We start from the raw sequence: 14668 nt of genomic DNA on the forward strand, positions 1-14668 counted from the left end.
TCAGAGACAAAGACTCATTTCACGCTGCCACGAACCCTGGGTTTCATTTCTTGAACAGCAATCTTCTGCGCTCGGTCATATATGTGGCGTCCATCTTCGGGCTCTATCTCGCGACGGCCATGTTCCTACCCGCGCTGACGGACCTTTATTACGGCAATGACGACTGGACGGTGTTTGCGCTTTCAGGCTTCATGTGCGGCGGCTTTGCACTTGCCTGTGCGCTGGCCACGCGCGCACCGATCGCGTCCTTCAACAAACGTTTCGGCTTCCTGCTCGTCAACGTGCTCTGGCTTGTATTTTCCATTGTCGGAGCGGTTCCGCTCTATCTGTCCGAGCTTGACCTGACGCCCGGTCAGGCCCTTTTCGAATCGGTATCGGCCATCACGACGACGGGATCGACCGCCATATCCGGCCTCGATAATGCGCCGCAGGGCATTCTTCTGTGGCGGTCGTTGCTCTGTTGGCTCGGCGGCATCGGTATTGTCGCGCTTGGCCTCTTCATCCTGCCGCTCTTGCGCGTCGGCGGCATGACCTTCTTCCGCATGGAATCATCCGACACCGGCAATGACCGGCCCTTCGCGCGGCTGGCAAGCTTCACCCGCGCTTTCGTGGCGATCTACATCATCATGACCATCGCCTGCACGGTGGCTTTCGATTTTGCCGGTATGTCGCATTTCGATGCCCTCAACCATGCCATGTCGACGGTTGCGACCGGCGGTTTTTCCACCCACGACGCCTCGTTTGCCTATTTCAACAACACGGCGCTGCTTTGGATTGCCACCATCTTCCTGATCTTCGGCAGCCTGCCCTTCTCGGTGATGATCCTGCTTGCGGTGCGCCGCAGGCTGGAGACGCTACGCGACCCGCAGATAGCCGTCTTCCTTGGCTATCTCTGCGCGATTTCCATCGCAGTCGGCGTTTATCACCACCTTAGAAACGGCGTGCCGCTGGATACTGCGCTCAGCCATTCCTTCTTCAACATGACATCAATCCTCTCGACCGGTGGCTTTGCGAGCGACGACTACACCCTGTGGGGTCCGTTCGTTGTCGTCGTTGCCTTTTTCGCAACCTTCATGGGCGGCTGCTCCGGCTCGACGGCGGGTGGTATCAAGGCCTATCGTTTTCTGATCATGTTCAATGTCGTTCGGGCGGGCCTCAAAAAGCTGATCTATCCGAACGCCGTTTATTCGGTCCGTTACGGCCAGCAGGTGGTCGATCCCGACACGATCCGGACGATCTTCCTTTTCGTCAGCTGTTTCATCGCGCTCTGGATCGCCGGCAGCCTTGCCATGAGCCTGATGGGTTACGATTTCCTGACTGCGACCTCGAGCGTTGCGACCGCACTTGCCAATGTCGGCCCCGGCATCGGCCCGATCATCGGGCCTGTCGGCAATTTCTCCACGATCAGCGATCCGGCGCTCTATCTCCTGTCTGTCCTGATGCTGCTTGGACGTCTGGAAATCCTCACCGTTCTCGTGCTGCTGATGCCGATTTTCTGGCGCAACTAAAATGCCGGTGCGCTTATTTTGGCTGCCTTAATAAAGCGCTTGACCTTCCCACGTTGGAATAGTCCAGGCTCCTGCTGTTACAAGTTCCAACCCAAGGAGAACCGCCTATGTGTACCGCCCACCAGCATCACCCCGAAACCGCTGCCGCACCTGTTGATGCCGACCTTTCTTTCCACGTTGAAGACATGACCTGCGGTCACTGCGCCGGTGTGATCAAGGGCGCTATCGAAAAGACCGTTCCCGGTGCCGCCGTTCATGCTGATCCGGCAAGCCGCACGGTTGTGGTTGGCGGCGTCTCCGACGCGGCACGTATTGCTGAAATCATCACCGCTGCAGGCTATACGCCGGAAGCGCGCGCCTGATTTGACGAGATGCCGGCGGCGGCCTTCATCCCTGCCGCCGGATCGACCTGCCTGCCCCCGCTTCACGCCGAGCTTGCGTGACAGCCGCTGGACGACATCAACGTCCGCCCCTTCTTACCTCCCCCAGGCTGCATATGCCCTCTCCCTTCCCAGGGATGACAGCGGAGGTTTTCCGGATTTCAAACCCGTATTCGTGAAACGCCGGCATCAATCGTCTCTGTGCGCACGAAAAACCCGGCTCTTGCGAGCCGGGCTGGGCTTCATCGGCAATGTCGCACGCCTTACTTCGTTGCCAGATCCTTGGTCATGACGAAGTAGTTGATGGGATGGGGCTTGTAGTTTGCAAGCTTCTCCGAATAGGCGTCGAATACGGTCTCATGGATCAGGAAGACGGTGACGGCCTCCTCATACAGCTTCTTTGCCGCCTCGCCGTAAATTGCATACCTCTTGGCAGGTTCGGCCGTCGCATAGGCCGATTTGATCAGCTTGTCGGTGTCTTCGTTGCAATAATGCGAGATATTGTAGCTGCCGCCGCAGGTATAGTCGGCATTTAGGAAGCCGGCCGGTTCGGCAACATCTGTGGCATAACCGCGGGACAGAAGCGCCATGTCGAAATTACCGGACAGCAGATCTGGCTCGATTGCACTGTAATCGGCGACGCGAACATCAACCTTGATGCCGACTTCCTGCAACTGGGCCTGGATAATGGCCGCGACATCCTTCAGTTCCGTTTTTGCCGTATAGGCGAGGAGCGCGATCTTCAGACTGCCTGGCGCTACCCCTGCCTCTTTCAGCAGAGCCTTGGCTTTCTCGACATTATAGGCGGGCTCGACTTCCTTCGCGGCCCATGGCTCTCCCGCTGCGAACGGCAGGGTAGCACCCTTTACCGCGCCTTCATAAATGCTGTCGGCGATACCGGTGGTGTCGATGGCCGCCTGGATCGCCTGACGCACTTTCACATTATTGAAAGGCGCCTTCGCGTTGTTCAGCAGGAGTTCCGTAATGCGCGGCGAAGGAATTGGCGCGATCTTGACGCCGTCGGTGGATTCGATGGTCTTGACCGTCCATGGTGGCACGAGGCGCGAAATCTGCGCTTCGCCGGTTCGGACCTGGGTGGCGCGGGTGTCGGCATCGGGAACGAAGTTGACGCGGCCTCCGGAAAGCTTCGGCATGCCGCCCCAATAATCGTGGTTGGCGGAAAGAAGCATATACTGGCTGGGGTCGACCTCCGTGATCTTGAAAGGTCCGGTGCAGGTCCCGACCGGATCGACTTTCCCGTCCTTATAAGCGGCGGGGGCAAGGATTGACGTGGCAGGGCTCGCCATTTGCGCCGGCAGCATCACCGATGGTTCGATGGTGGTTATCTTCACGCTGTCGTCGCCGCTCGCTTCGACTGAAGCAATCAACTTCGGCGAGAAGGCGCGGGCTGGAACCGGCGCCTTTAGAAGATTGGTCAGCGCATTGACTGCGGTTGCGGCATTGAGCGGCTCGCCATTCTGGAACTTCACACCCTTGCGCAGCTTGAATTCCCAGACCTTAGGGTCCGTCTGCTTCCAGCTTTCGGCAAGACTGGCCTCCAGTTTCATGTCGTAGCCGACCCGCACGAAGCTTTCGAAACAACCCGCGCGTGAGCCGAGATAGGCGTCGTCCGACGCCATTTGCCAACCGGTCTTGACACCGAAATTGTCGTCATAGGTAATCGTATCGGCCTTGGCCGTTTGAACTGAAAACGAAACCACAATGGCGCTTGTCGCCAAAAGTACGTGCTTTATCATTGAATATTCCCCTTTTATTTTTGATGACAACGCTCAAAAGCCAGTCGTCTCAGGAGATTTAAGATTGTCATAAAATAAATCTCGCAAGACATAAGAATATCCTTCGGACGCTCCACGAACATCCGCTTGAATATCATTCATTTTATGTTTTTATACTCGGAATTTAATTCCGATATTAATTCATAAACGCACAATTCATCTGTTTTTACAGAACCAGAAGACTGTAACTGCGCTGCTCCTCAGCCCCATTCGCGCCAGTGATGGCAACGAGCGAAATGCTCCCCGGCAACGTCTTCCAGAACCGGTTCCTGTTCGCTGCAAATCTGCGTCGCATATTTGCAGCGGGTGTGAAACTTGCAGCCACTTGGAGGATTGAGCGGGCTTGGCAAATCACCATCCAGAAGCATTTCCGGTGCATATAGTCCGGTTTCATCAAGCATCGACGAGGCAATAAGAGCCTTCGTATAGGGATGCTTAGGCGCCCGGAAAAGCTCATCCCGGTCGGCGATTTCAACGATCCGCCCGAGATACATCACCGCGATACGGTCGCAGAGATAACGCACCACGCGCAGGTCATGGGAAATCATCAGCACCGTCAAACCATGACGACGCTTCATGTCCATCAGGAGGTTCAGGATCTGCGTGCGCATGGAGGCGTCGAGCGCCGATGTCGGTTCGTCGCACACAAGGAAGCTTGGATTGAGAAGAAGCGCGCGGCCTATGACCACGCGTTGCAACTGCCCGCCGGAGCACTGGCTCGGATAACGGTCATAATAGGAGGCATCGAGGCCGACCTCCTCCAGCATCTTGAACACGCGTGCGATGCGTTCTTCGCGCGTGCCGATGCCGTGCTGGGCAAGCGGCGCTTCCATGCTTTGCCCTATGCGCATGCGCGGGTCGAGCGCGGAATAAGGATCCTGGAACACCAGTTGCACGACACGGCGCATGCGCCGCAGCGTCTCGCCCTGCATGTGCAGAATATCGTGGTCTCCGATGCTGACCTCGCCTTTCGTCGCGTTGGTCAACCGCGTTATCAGCCCGGCGACAGTGCTTTTGCCGCAGCCGGATTCGCCAACGAGACCAAGAACCTCGCCCTCGCCGATCGTGAGGGAAACATCGTCCACGGATTTGACCACGCGATTGCCGAAACCCGATATCGGATAATATTTGCACAGGTTGTTTGCGACCACATAGGGCTTGATCTTGCCATCCGCCTGAGGCCGGTTCGGTGTTTTCACTGTCGATAGCATCGCAACCCTCCTTCAGCAGACTGTGTGACTGGCATGGCTGCCGGCATGGTCGTCGTCGACCGCCCAGCACCGCGCCTTGCGACCTTCCGGCAAGGCATTCAGATCCGGCTCCGTTGCCATGCAACGGCCGCCCATGCCGGCCGACTGTGCAAGCGCGCAGCGGGGATGGAAACGGCAACCGCAGGACATGTCATGGGCCTGCGAGCTGGAACCGGGGATCGTCAGCAGCTGCCCCTCGCTGTCGGTCGTCAGAAGCGAGCAGCTGATGAGCGCCTTGGTATAGGGATGTTGCGGCGCCTTGAGGATTGCCTGCGTCGGCCCTTCCTCGACAATGCGACCAGCATACATCACCGCAATCCGGTCCGCGAAAGCGGCAACAACCGAGAGGTCATGGGTGATGAGCAGCGTGGCGAGCCGCCGCTTCCGACGCTCATCGTCGAGCAGGCGCAATATTTGTGCCTGGACGGTGACATCGAGTGCCGTCGTCGGCTCATCGGCGATCAACAGTTGCGGATTGCCGGAGAGTGCCGCAGCAATCATGACGCGCTGCGCCATGCCGCCGGAGAGTTCATGTGCGAAGCATTGCGCCCGCGCCGACGGATCGGGAATTCCAACATCCGACAGCATGCCGACAACCCGGCCCAGTGCCGCATGCCGGCTCATCTTGCGGTGGACCCACAGTGGCTCGGCGACCTGCGTCCTCACCCGGCTGGTCGGATCGAGCATTGCCTGCGGTTGCTGAAAAAGCATTCCGATATCGGCGCCGCGCAACGCATCAAGCTCGGAGGGCGAGAGAGCGAGAATGTCGCGCCCGGCAAAGGAAATGCGGCCGGAGTTGATTTCAGCGCCGTGCGGCAACAGCCGCATCAGCGACAGAGCCGTCATGCTCTTGCCGGATCCGGATTCGCCGACCAGTGCAACGACCTCTCCGGCATCGACCGAGAGCGTCAGACCGGAGATAACAAACTTGCGGCCATTTGCAGACGGCACCGAAACGTGCAGATCCTCGATTTCCAGAAGCGGTGTCCGCTCCGGGGCGATGGCCGTATTGGCATGCGTGTGTCCTTCGATATTCATAAGAGTTCCCCTTATTATTATTGCATCGGAGGCATGGGCGTATTTTCAAGCGGCTTCAGACGATAATACTCTCCTTGGGGCTATCGTGCCCTGTGTATGTTTGATCGGCGCGGGCGCCGGTCATTGCTCTAACCGCAGGCGTCAATGGCCGTTCGGTTTCCTGGTATCCATGTTCAGGCCGTGGCCGATCCATGTCACGCTCAACGCCGACAGGAAAATCGCCAGACCCGGTGCGATCACGAGAATGGGCATACGTTCCGCATAGGCCTGCGCATCGGCCAACATCAGCGCCCAGTCTGCGGCAGGCGGCTGCACGCCGAGGCCGAGAAACGACAGTCCGCCCACCGTGATCAGCTTGTGGCCGAAGCGCAAGAAGGCAACTGCTGCGATGGGCCAGATCGTGTTGGGAATGACATGCCGGAAAATAATGAAGCGGCGTGTGCATCCAAGCACCTCGGCGGCGCGCATATATTCTCGGGAATTGATCGAAAGCGTCAGTCCGCGTGCCAGTCGCGCAAAAGGTGTCCAGCCGACGATCGTCAGCGACGCGATCAACGTTCCATATCCCGGGCCGAAGATGGCGACGAGGAAAATGGCGATCACCACGTCAGGGATGGCGATGAGCAGATCCACCACCCGCATCAGGACTTCATCGACAACGCCGCGGCTGCGACCGCTGATGATGCCGATAAATGTTCCGATGGCGACCGACAGGATGACGGTGATGGCGGCAATCGTGACCGTGAAGCGTCCGCCGATAAGCAACCGGCTCAAAACATCACGCCCAAGATGGTCAGTGCCCAGCCAGTAGGCGGCGCTTGGCGCATTCAACCGCAGGCGAAGGCTTTGCTGCGCGGGATTATAGGGCGAAATCCACGGCGCGATGACGAGCAGCACGATGATGACGAGAAAAATCGCCGAACCCGCGTAGAACGTCCAGTGCCGCCGGCGGATGAAATCCGTGAACCGGAAAAGTGTCGACGGGCGCTTGGGCAAGGTCATTGGCATGGCGGCTACCGGCGCGCTCGGGAAGTGACTAATGGTCATGTTGACCTCGCATTGCTGGATTGATCAGGACATAGAGGCCATCGGCCAGGGTATTGATCAGGATGGAAAGGGCGACGATGCAGATGAAACCGCCCTGCAGCATGGGGATGTCCCGATTGACCACGGCGTCGTAAAGAAGCCGGCCCATTCCGGGGATGGCGAATATCACCTCCACGACCACCGATCCGCCAAGCAGGCCCGCAAGCCATAGGGCAAAGAAGGTGACGATCGGAAGCGAACCGTTGCGAATGCCGTGGCGCATGACCGTGCCATGCATGCCGAGACCGCGGCTGCGGGCCGCCGTGATGTAAGGCGCGCGCAGAACCTCAGCCATGGCGGCGCGCGTCACCTGCGTGAAATAGGCCAGTGGGCGCAGCGTCAACGTCAAAGCGGGAAGCACCAGCGAGCGCCAGCTATCCCAGCCCGCGGACGGCAACCAGCCGAGATAAAGCGCAAAGACGAGCGCCGACATCGGCGCAAACCAGTATTCCGGCGTGGCAACGAAGGTCTGGATCATCAGCGTTGCGAAATTGTCCAGCCGGCCACCCGGGCGCATCGCCGCCAACGTGCCGAGCGGCAGGGCGACGGCGACCGCAATCGCAAGCGCCGTCAGTGCCAATGTCACGGACACGCCGAGAGAGCGCAAAAGCTCACCCGCCACCGGCTGGCTGCTGGTGAAGGAAAAGCCCAGATCACCGCGCAGCGCTCCCGACAGCCATGCGAAATATTGGACGTAAAGCGGCCGGTCGAGCCCGAGGCTTAACCGAAGGGCCTCGACTGCATGCGGATCGAGCGCCGTATCGCGCATGCGCGAAAACAGAATGGTGCGAGCAGGATCGCCACCGGCCATGTAGGGCAAAAGAAACGCGATGACGGAGACGATCATCAGCATAAGGCACAGAATAAGGAAGCGTTGTATTATCTGTATCCACATTGCCTGTTCTCCTTCGCCGAAAATGGCCATTGCACTGCAATTGATGATCGGTCCCCGCCGGGGAAATGCGGTTTATTTCATGAGGCGCGGCAAATCCGTCCCCACACCGGACGTGCCCTTCAGCATGCCGGAACGCTTGGGCAGGATCGCCACCGGCGTAAAATCGGGGTCTTCAGATTGGGCAAGATCCTGAATGATCGGGCAATCCGGCTCACCATTGTCAGGGCAATAGGTCGCGATATTTCGCAGCGTGTCGGCCATCTCCCGAAGAGCATGCATCTTGGCCTCGAGATCTACGACATGTTCCATGACGATGCGCTTGACGTCGCAGGATGCACCGCCGGGATCGCGCCACAGGGTCATGAGCTGCCTGATCTTTTCGATCGAGAAACCGAGGTCGCGGCCGCGGCGGATGAAACGCAGCGTCTCCAGATCGTTGGTCGTATAGACTCGATAACCGGATTCCGTGCGGTTTGCGGATTTGATCAGCCCGATCGTCTCGTAGTGGCGGATCATCTTTGCGGAAACACCGGATGCGGTGGCGGCTGTACCAATGTTCATCGATCCTGCTCCTATCTTTCCGGGGTGAAAAACACGTCTGCATGAATGTCGGCGGTGCGGATGCCCCTTGCCAGGAGCTGCTGCACCGTTGCCTCGATCATCGCCGGCGGTCCGGCCAGATAGGCTTTCCAGCCATCGAGATCGTCGAAGTCGTCCGCCACGGCGGAACCGACATAACCGCGCCGCATCTGCGCATGGTATTCATTCGAGAGAACCGGAACGAAGCTCAGATTGCCGTGGCTTACGGCAAGTTCTTCGAAACGGTCGACCATATAGAGGTCACGCTCGGCGCGGGCGCCGAAATAGACATGGATCGGGCGTTCCCGGCCCGTGGTCCGATCAGTGGCAAGCGCTGCCTCTACCACCGCCTTCACCGGCGCCAGCCCCGAACCGCCGGCAATGCCGAGGATCGGTCCGCAATGCTTTTCCCGCAGATACGAAGACCCGAAGGGACCGACCAGTACGACAGGGTCACCCGCCTTGGCGTTCGCGAAAATATGGCCACTCGTGGCGCCGCCGGGGACATGCCGGATATGGAATTCGATCAGGTCCTCATCGATGCGGCTGGCAATGGAATAGTCACGCGGCGAACAGTCCGGATAAAGCAGGCGCACATATTGGCCGGCCTTGAAGGTAAACAGTTCGCGATCGTCGAGCCTGATGCGGATGAGCTTGATATCATGCGTCGCATCCACCGCTTCCGCGATGATGCCATCGAAGCGGCCGGCCGGAATATCGGCAAACTCATCCTCACCGTCGAGCCAGCCGATCGTCACCTCGCTCAACGGCACGGCGCGGCACGCGAGTGTCAGTCCTTCCGCCTTTTCCTCTTCTGTCAACGAAAAGGGCGTATGCTTGAGAAGGTCGATCTCGCCTGAGACGAGGTGCGATTTGCACGCCCCGCACCGGCCCATGCGACAGCCGTGCGGATAGGAAATTCCGGCGGCAAGGGCGGCCTGAAGGACGGTCTCACCCTGCGCTGCCACAATGCTGCGTCCGATACGTGGCAAATAGACTGTGTTTCCAGGCGTTATCACATCCGCCCCCTATTCTGCCGGTGCGATTTGCATGCCGGACGATCTGTCCAGCAGCGGCGGGCGGAAGCTTTTGAGACGCAGCGCGTTGGTCAAGACAAACACGCTGGAAAGCGCCATGGCTCCGGCAGCAAGAACAGGCGACAGCAGAACACCGTTGGCAGGATACAATATTCCGGCCGCCACGGGAACGAGTGCGGCATTATAGGCAAAGGCCCAGAACAGGTTCTGGCGGATGTTGCGGATCGTCGCCTTGGACAACGCAATGGCATTCGCGACACCGCGCAAATCGCCAGACATCAACACCACATCGGCGCTTTCTATGGCGACATCCGTACCCGTGCCGATTGCGAGACCGACATCGGCCGCCGCAAGGGCCGGCGCATCGTTGATGCCATCACCGACGAAGGCCACCCGCCGGCCATCGGCCGCAAGTCTTTTAACGGCCTCGACCTTGCCGTCAGGCAGTACTTCCGCCACCACTTCGTCGATACCAAGACGGCGGGCAATGGCTTCGGCCGTGCGGCGGTTATCGCCTGTTATCATCGTGACCTTGAGACCAAGCGCATGCAGCGCTGCTATCGCCTCCGGGGTCGTCGGCTTGATCGGATCGGCAACAGCGATGATGGCGGCCAGCCGGCCGTCGACAGCGGCATAAAGCGGCGACTGCCCTTCCCTGCCCAGCCGGTCTGCATCGTCGGCGAACTTCGCAATGTCGTAACCGAGCTTCACCATGAAGCGGTCGGCGCCCGCCTCGACCTTGCGGCCGTCAACCGTTGCCGCAACGCCGAAACCGGGGGTCGCCTCAAAGCCGGCCGCGTCGGCAAGCGTCAGGCCACCATGTTTCGCCGCCTCGACGATCGCTTCGGCTATGGGATGTTCGGAACGGCTCTCAAGCGAGGCGACAAGGCGCAACACCTCATCCTGATCGAAGCCTTCGGTCGTGGTAAAATGCACCAGTGTCGGCTTGCCGAGCGTCAGCGTGCCGGTCTTGTCGACGGCGATGACATCGGCGTCACGCAAAGTCTGGAGAGCATCGCCGCGCCGGAACAGCACGCCCATTTCGGCTGCACGGCCGGTTCCGACCATGATCGAGGTCGGGGTGGCAAGGCCCATGGCGCAGGGGCAAGCGATGATGAGGACAGCGACGGCGTTAACCAGCGCAAAGGTCAAGGCCGGGTCCGGTCCGAGAATGAACCAGACGATGAAGGTGACGAGTGCAGCGAGCATGACTGCAGGCACGAACCAGTTGGTCACCTTGTCCACCAGCGCCTGTATCGGCAGTTTGTCGGCCTGCGCTTCCTCGACCATGCGGATGATCTGCGCGATCAGCGTGTCGGCGCCGACCTTCGTGGCGCGGAACGTGAAGGAGCCGTTTCTGTTGACCGTACCGCCCACGACTTCCGACCCAGCCGTCTTGGTCACCGGCACCGGTTCGCCTGTAATCATCGATTCGTCGACATAGGAAGAACCATCAAGCACCAGACCATCGACTGGCACTTTCTCGCCGGGACGGACGACGATGACATCGCCGGACGCAACATCCTGCAGCGGCACATCGATGGTTTCACCATTGCGCATCACACGGGCCGACTTGGCCTGCAGGCCGACGAGCCGCTTTATCGCCTCGCTGGTGCGGCCCTTGGCGCGCGCCTCGAGGAAACGGCCGAGCAGGATAAGCGTGACGATCACCGCTGCGGCCTCATAATAGACATTGGCCGTGCCTCTCGGCAGGATTTCGGGCACGAAGGTGGCGACGACCGAGAACCCCCAGGCGGCGGCGGTGCCCAGCACCACCAGCGAATTCATATCCGGCGCCAGCCGCAGAAGTGCGGGGATGCCTTTTTTGAAGAACCGCAGGCCCGGCCCGAAGAGGACAAGCGTGGTCAGCGCGAATTGCAGATACCAGCTTTCCCGCATGCCGACGGTTTCCATCACGAAATCATGGATGGCGGGCACCAGATGCGAGCCCATCTCCAGAATGAAGACCGGCAGCGTCAGGGCAACAGCGGTGGCCAGGCTGATTTTCAAACCGCGCAATTCGGCTTCGCGCCGGTCCGGCTCGTTACCCTTGGCCTTGTCGGCGACGATCTCGTTTGCCTTGTAACCGGCTTGGCTGATTGCTTCGGCCAACCTGGCGGCAGAGACGGCATTGCCGGCGACGCGGACGGTGGCGCGCTCCGTTGCGAGATTGACACTCGCGTCGGAGACACCGGAAACGGCCTTCAGCGCCTTTTCGACACGGCCGACACAGGACGCGCAAGTCATGCCCTCGATATCGAGTTCGATGGTTTTCTCGTCGACGCTATAGCCTGCATTTCGCACGGCATCGACAACGGCCGAAACGTTGGGCGCTCCCGAAAAAGCAATATCGGCGCGCTCCGTCGCAAGATTGACCGAAGCCTTGACGACCCCCGGCACCTTGGCAATAGCCTTCTCGACACGACCGACGCAGGAGGCACATGTCATTCCCTCGATGGCTATCGAATGGTTCGCCTGTATCTGGATTTGTGACATGCACATGACCTCTTTTTCTCTTTACAAAAAAAAGATAGGGCTTCCCATCGTGGCAAGGTCAATAGGCTCTTTTGGATGATTTTCACGGAGAAATGCCGCGAGCGTGAACAAGCCCATTTTTTAGGCTGACTCATCCGTCATGATGCAATCGATTGCCCGGATATCGACTATCCTGGCGCAGAATCTATCCCGAATGCCCGCATGTCGCAGGAAAACGGCAGAGAAATCTTTTAATTGGAGATGGAAATGGTGCGGACGGCGGGACTTGAACCCGCAAGACCAATGGTCGGCAGATTTTAAGTCTGCTGCGTCTACCGATTTCGCCACGTCCGCATTGTCGCACCGCGTGCCAACAGGCCCCGGCGCTACAAAATTGCCTTGTCATTCCTCAGGCGCAGGATCGAACGAGACCCTGACCCCAAACACCGACAGCGCCACATCTACACAGGCCGCACCGTTTCGGTCAACCGGGCCTTAGCCACACCAGGACTGATTTTTTGCCGAGACCGGATGAGCCAGGCCTTCCCGCACGAGTTGATCGGCAAAGGATACGCCCGAACGTGAAATCCGTTTGCGTTCCATGGCTTGCCCGCCGGCTGTTGCCGACGACGCCACATCGAATGCGCCAGCATTCAGCATATCCCGCAACCGCACCTTGGCAATGAAACCGCGCTGACGCTCTTCCATGCATCGCGCCCGGTCGATCTGCGGGACCTCGATGCCGGCGAGCTGCATTTTCACGCCCTTCATCCAGAAGGTATTGCCATCGGCCACGCAATTGGTGAGACCTGAGCGACCACAAAAGGCAAAGGCGCCGCTTTTTTCTCCCAGCGAGACTTTTTCGACCGAAGGGCGTGTTTCCGGCAGGATAGCGGCAACCTGGCTCTGCTGTGCCGCAGGCGGCATGGCAATCGAGCGTGGCGGCACCGGACCATTGATCGGTGAAACCGGCGATGCGGGGCGGATGGCCGCCACCTTCTCCGGTGCGGCCGTCTCGCGTTTGGCGGCTACGGCGATCTTGGGGGAATTTGTCGTGGTGGATGTTGCCTTCGCGACATGCCGCTGCGGCATAAGACTGTCGCGATGTTCGTAAGCCTGAATGCCGCCGGCCACGACGCCCAGCATCAGCACCCAGGGCCAAACGCTGCCGCCGGCCGATTTCTTCGCCGTACGGCGTCGCGTTGTCGGTTTTCGATTGCTCACGATCAGACTCCTTTTTACGGAGCCGCATTATCGGTCAAGAGAGTTTCTGAAAGGTTGGCATTCCAGAGCGCCTTCGCTTTTCCTGAAAATGCTCGAACAGAGTTGTGGAAAAACGATCAGCGAACCTGATCAAGCAGCCGCTTGCATTCGAGAAGATCGAACAGCGCCTCCTGCAACAGCGCTTGGTCATCCTTGCCGATGCCAGATTTGCCGACCGATATCTCGGTATCGCTGTTACCGCCACCGAAGCCGAAAAATCGGCCGCTCGGCTTGGCTTTCGGGCGGCCGACGACCTCGTCTCCGTCCGGATCCAGCACGCGCGGTTCGGCAACTTCCTTTTCGCCGCTCGCTGCCATGATGGCTTCCATGGTCGCAAGATCGCCCGACGCGATTGCCGCCACGAAACGGTTTCCGTTGGTTTTCAGAAGTTTCTGCACACCTTTGATGGTGTAGCCGTGGTCATAAAGAAGATGACGAATGCCCTTGAGGAGATCGATATCATCAGGCCGGTAATAACGGCGGCCCCCGCCCCGTTTCATCGGCTTGATCTGCGGAAAGCGCGTTTCCCAGAAACGCAGCACGTGCTGCGGCAGGTTCAGCTCATCCGCCACTTCACTGATCGTCCGAAACGCGTCGGGGCTTTTGTCCAAACTTCCACTCCCATCCGGACCTTGAGCGCCATGCACCCAGCCGGACACTGAACAAGAACGCTTTTCACCAGCCGATACCGTGCATCATGTATTGCGAAAAATCGAACCCGATCCTCGCACCGATGCCCGTGGCGGCAAGATACCATTTATCTAAAATTGATTATGATGTGAGTCGACCAGATTTCAACGGCTTGCACGTCGAAATTCAAGCATGTTCACAAGAAGAATGGGGATAAAGGCTTGCCATGCGGCAAAAAACCCGTGTTACAGCCGGCTTACGCCCCGGCTTTCTGACCCTTTTGCTTGGTCTTGCGAGCCGTATGCGCCTTCAGGATTCGCTGTTTCAGCACGTTTGACGCCTTGAAGGTCATGACGCGGCGCGGCGAAATCGGAACTTCCTCACCCGTTTTCGGGTTGCGGCCGATACGCTCGTTCTTTTCCCTGATCTGAAATGTCGCGAAGGACGAGAGCTTGACGACCTCGCCGCGCGTGATCGCATTACAAATCTCGTCGATGATCGTTTCGACCAGTTCGGCGGATTCGGTGCGGGACAGCCCGACTTTACGAAACACAGATTCTGCAAGATCTGCGCGTGTCACTGTCTTCCCGGCCATTTTTCCCCACAAACCGTGTCTGAATTTTTCTCTAGGAGCCGCCGAGATTATTTCCCTTGTGGCGACCGGTCAAGGGATTGTTCCAGATTCATTTGAGGCTTTCGGCAATCAGTGCAATGGCTTAGAGCGACTGACG

Annotated in this window: 13 protein-coding genes and 1 tRNA gene; 2 read left to right on the top strand and 12 right to left on the bottom strand. The window is 58.9% G+C overall.

Annotated features, from left to right (window positions below; translation table 11 throughout):
* Nucleotides 1–50 precede the first annotated feature (50 nt).
* Nucleotides 51–1508 (top strand): TrkH family potassium uptake protein, encoded by a 1458-nt coding sequence (locus AB4Z23_RS14435; protein ID WP_421476454.1) that lies wholly within the window; start codon nt 51–53, stop codon nt 1506–1508.
* Nucleotides 1509–1615: 107 nt separating this feature from the next.
* Nucleotides 1616–1870 (top strand): heavy-metal-associated domain-containing protein, encoded by a 255-nt coding sequence (locus tag AB4Z23_RS14440; protein WP_003496638.1) that lies wholly within the window; start codon nt 1616–1618, stop codon nt 1868–1870.
* A 281-nt stretch (nt 1871–2151) separates the two neighbouring features.
* Here AB4Z23_RS14440 and AB4Z23_RS14445 read toward each other — a convergent pair whose 3' ends face one another.
* From AB4Z23_RS14445 to AB4Z23_RS14500, 12 genes are all read right to left on the bottom strand, one after another.
* A complete protein-coding gene (locus AB4Z23_RS14445; RefSeq protein WP_421476456.1) occupies nt 2152–3645 on the bottom strand; it encodes an ABC transporter substrate-binding protein in 1494 nt (497 codons plus the stop codon).
* Between the two features lie 239 nt (nt 3646–3884).
* Nucleotides 3885–4895 carry an ABC transporter ATP-binding protein gene (locus AB4Z23_RS14450; RefSeq protein ID WP_025593203.1) on the bottom strand — a complete coding sequence of 337 codons (1011 nt, stop codon included), beginning with the start codon at nt 4893–4895 and terminating at the stop codon, nt 3885–3887.
* Between the two features lie 12 nt (nt 4896–4907).
* The gene (locus tag AB4Z23_RS14455) at nt 4908–5972 is read right to left on the bottom strand and encodes an ABC transporter ATP-binding protein (RefSeq protein WP_003512538.1); all 1065 of its coding nucleotides are present in this window, start codon (nt 5970–5972) and stop codon (nt 4908–4910) included.
* Nucleotides 5973–6113: 141 nt separating this feature from the next.
* Nucleotides 6114–7019 carry an ABC transporter permease gene (locus AB4Z23_RS14460; protein ID WP_013635895.1) on the bottom strand — a complete coding sequence of 302 codons (906 nt, stop codon included), beginning with the start codon at nt 7017–7019 and terminating at the stop codon, nt 6114–6116.
* Complete coding sequence (locus tag AB4Z23_RS14465; RefSeq protein ID WP_003512536.1) at nt 7009–7953, bottom strand: ABC transporter permease; 945 nt, start codon at nt 7951–7953, stop codon at nt 7009–7011. Before AB4Z23_RS14465 ends, AB4Z23_RS14460 begins: the two co-directional genes overlap by 11 nt.
* Before the next feature lie 72 nt (nt 7954–8025).
* Nucleotides 8026–8514, bottom strand: a complete 489-nt coding sequence (gene cueR / locus AB4Z23_RS14470; RefSeq protein ID WP_421476458.1) for a Cu(I)-responsive transcriptional regulator — start codon at nt 8512–8514, stop codon at nt 8026–8028.
* Between the two features lie 11 nt (nt 8515–8525).
* Nucleotides 8526–9548, bottom strand: a complete 1023-nt coding sequence (locus tag AB4Z23_RS14475; protein WP_441360303.1) for a 2Fe-2S iron-sulfur cluster-binding protein — start codon at nt 9546–9548, stop codon at nt 8526–8528.
* 12 nt (nt 9549–9560) lie between these two features.
* Nucleotides 9561–12065: a heavy metal translocating P-type ATPase gene (locus AB4Z23_RS14480; RefSeq protein ID WP_421476460.1), complete on the bottom strand. Its 2505-nt coding sequence runs from the start codon at nt 12063–12065 to the stop codon at nt 9561–9563.
* Nucleotides 12066–12312: 247 nt separating this feature from the next.
* Nucleotides 12313–12398: transfer RNA gene (locus AB4Z23_RS14485), tRNA-Leu, on the bottom strand.
* 141 nt (nt 12399–12539) lie between these two features.
* A complete protein-coding gene (locus AB4Z23_RS14490) occupies nt 12540–13268 on the bottom strand; it encodes a hypothetical protein (RefSeq protein ID WP_013635890.1) in 729 nt (242 codons plus the stop codon).
* Nucleotides 13269–13384: 116 nt separating this feature from the next.
* Entirely contained in the window at nt 13385–13918 is a 534-nt protein-coding gene (locus tag AB4Z23_RS14495) for a MerR family transcriptional regulator (RefSeq protein WP_003512531.1), read from the bottom strand.
* A gap of 275 nt (nt 13919–14193) precedes the next feature.
* Nucleotides 14194–14532, bottom strand: a complete 339-nt coding sequence (locus AB4Z23_RS14500; protein ID WP_003512530.1) for an integration host factor subunit alpha — start codon at nt 14530–14532, stop codon at nt 14194–14196.
* Between the last annotated feature and the right edge of the window lie 136 nt (nt 14533–14668).

The sequence above is a fragment of the Agrobacterium sp. MCAB5 genome, from assembly GCF_052114365.1.
Classification (GTDB): Bacteria; Pseudomonadota; Alphaproteobacteria; order Rhizobiales; family Rhizobiaceae; genus Agrobacterium; species Agrobacterium tumefaciens.

Coding starts and splice junctions, on each gene's coding strand:
- AB4Z23_RS14440 (WP_003496638.1), top strand. CDS start 1,616: ATGTGTACCGCCCACCAGCATCACCCCGAAACCGCTGCCGCACCTGTT.
- AB4Z23_RS14445 (WP_421476456.1), bottom strand. CDS start 3,645: ATGATAAAGCACGTACTTTTGGCGACAAGCGCCATTGTGGTTTCGTTT.
- AB4Z23_RS14450 (WP_025593203.1), bottom strand. CDS start 4,895: ATGCTATCGACAGTGAAAACACCGAACCGGCCTCAGGCGGATGGCAAG.
- AB4Z23_RS14455 (WP_003512538.1), bottom strand. CDS start 5,972: ATGAATATCGAAGGACACACGCATGCCAATACGGCCATCGCCCCGGAG.
- AB4Z23_RS14460 (WP_013635895.1), bottom strand. CDS start 7,019: ATGACCATTAGTCACTTCCCGAGCGCGCCGGTAGCCGCCATGCCAATG.
- AB4Z23_RS14465 (WP_003512536.1), bottom strand. CDS start 7,953: ATGTGGATACAGATAATACAACGCTTCCTTATTCTGTGCCTTATGCTG.
- cueR (WP_421476458.1), bottom strand. CDS start 8,514: ATGAACATTGGTACAGCCGCCACCGCATCCGGTGTTTCCGCAAAGATG.
- AB4Z23_RS14480 (WP_421476460.1), bottom strand. CDS start 12,065: ATGTCACAAATCCAGATACAGGCGAACCATTCGATAGCCATCGAGGGA.
- AB4Z23_RS14500 (WP_003512530.1), bottom strand. CDS start 14,532: ATGGCCGGGAAGACAGTGACACGCGCAGATCTTGCAGAATCTGTGTTT.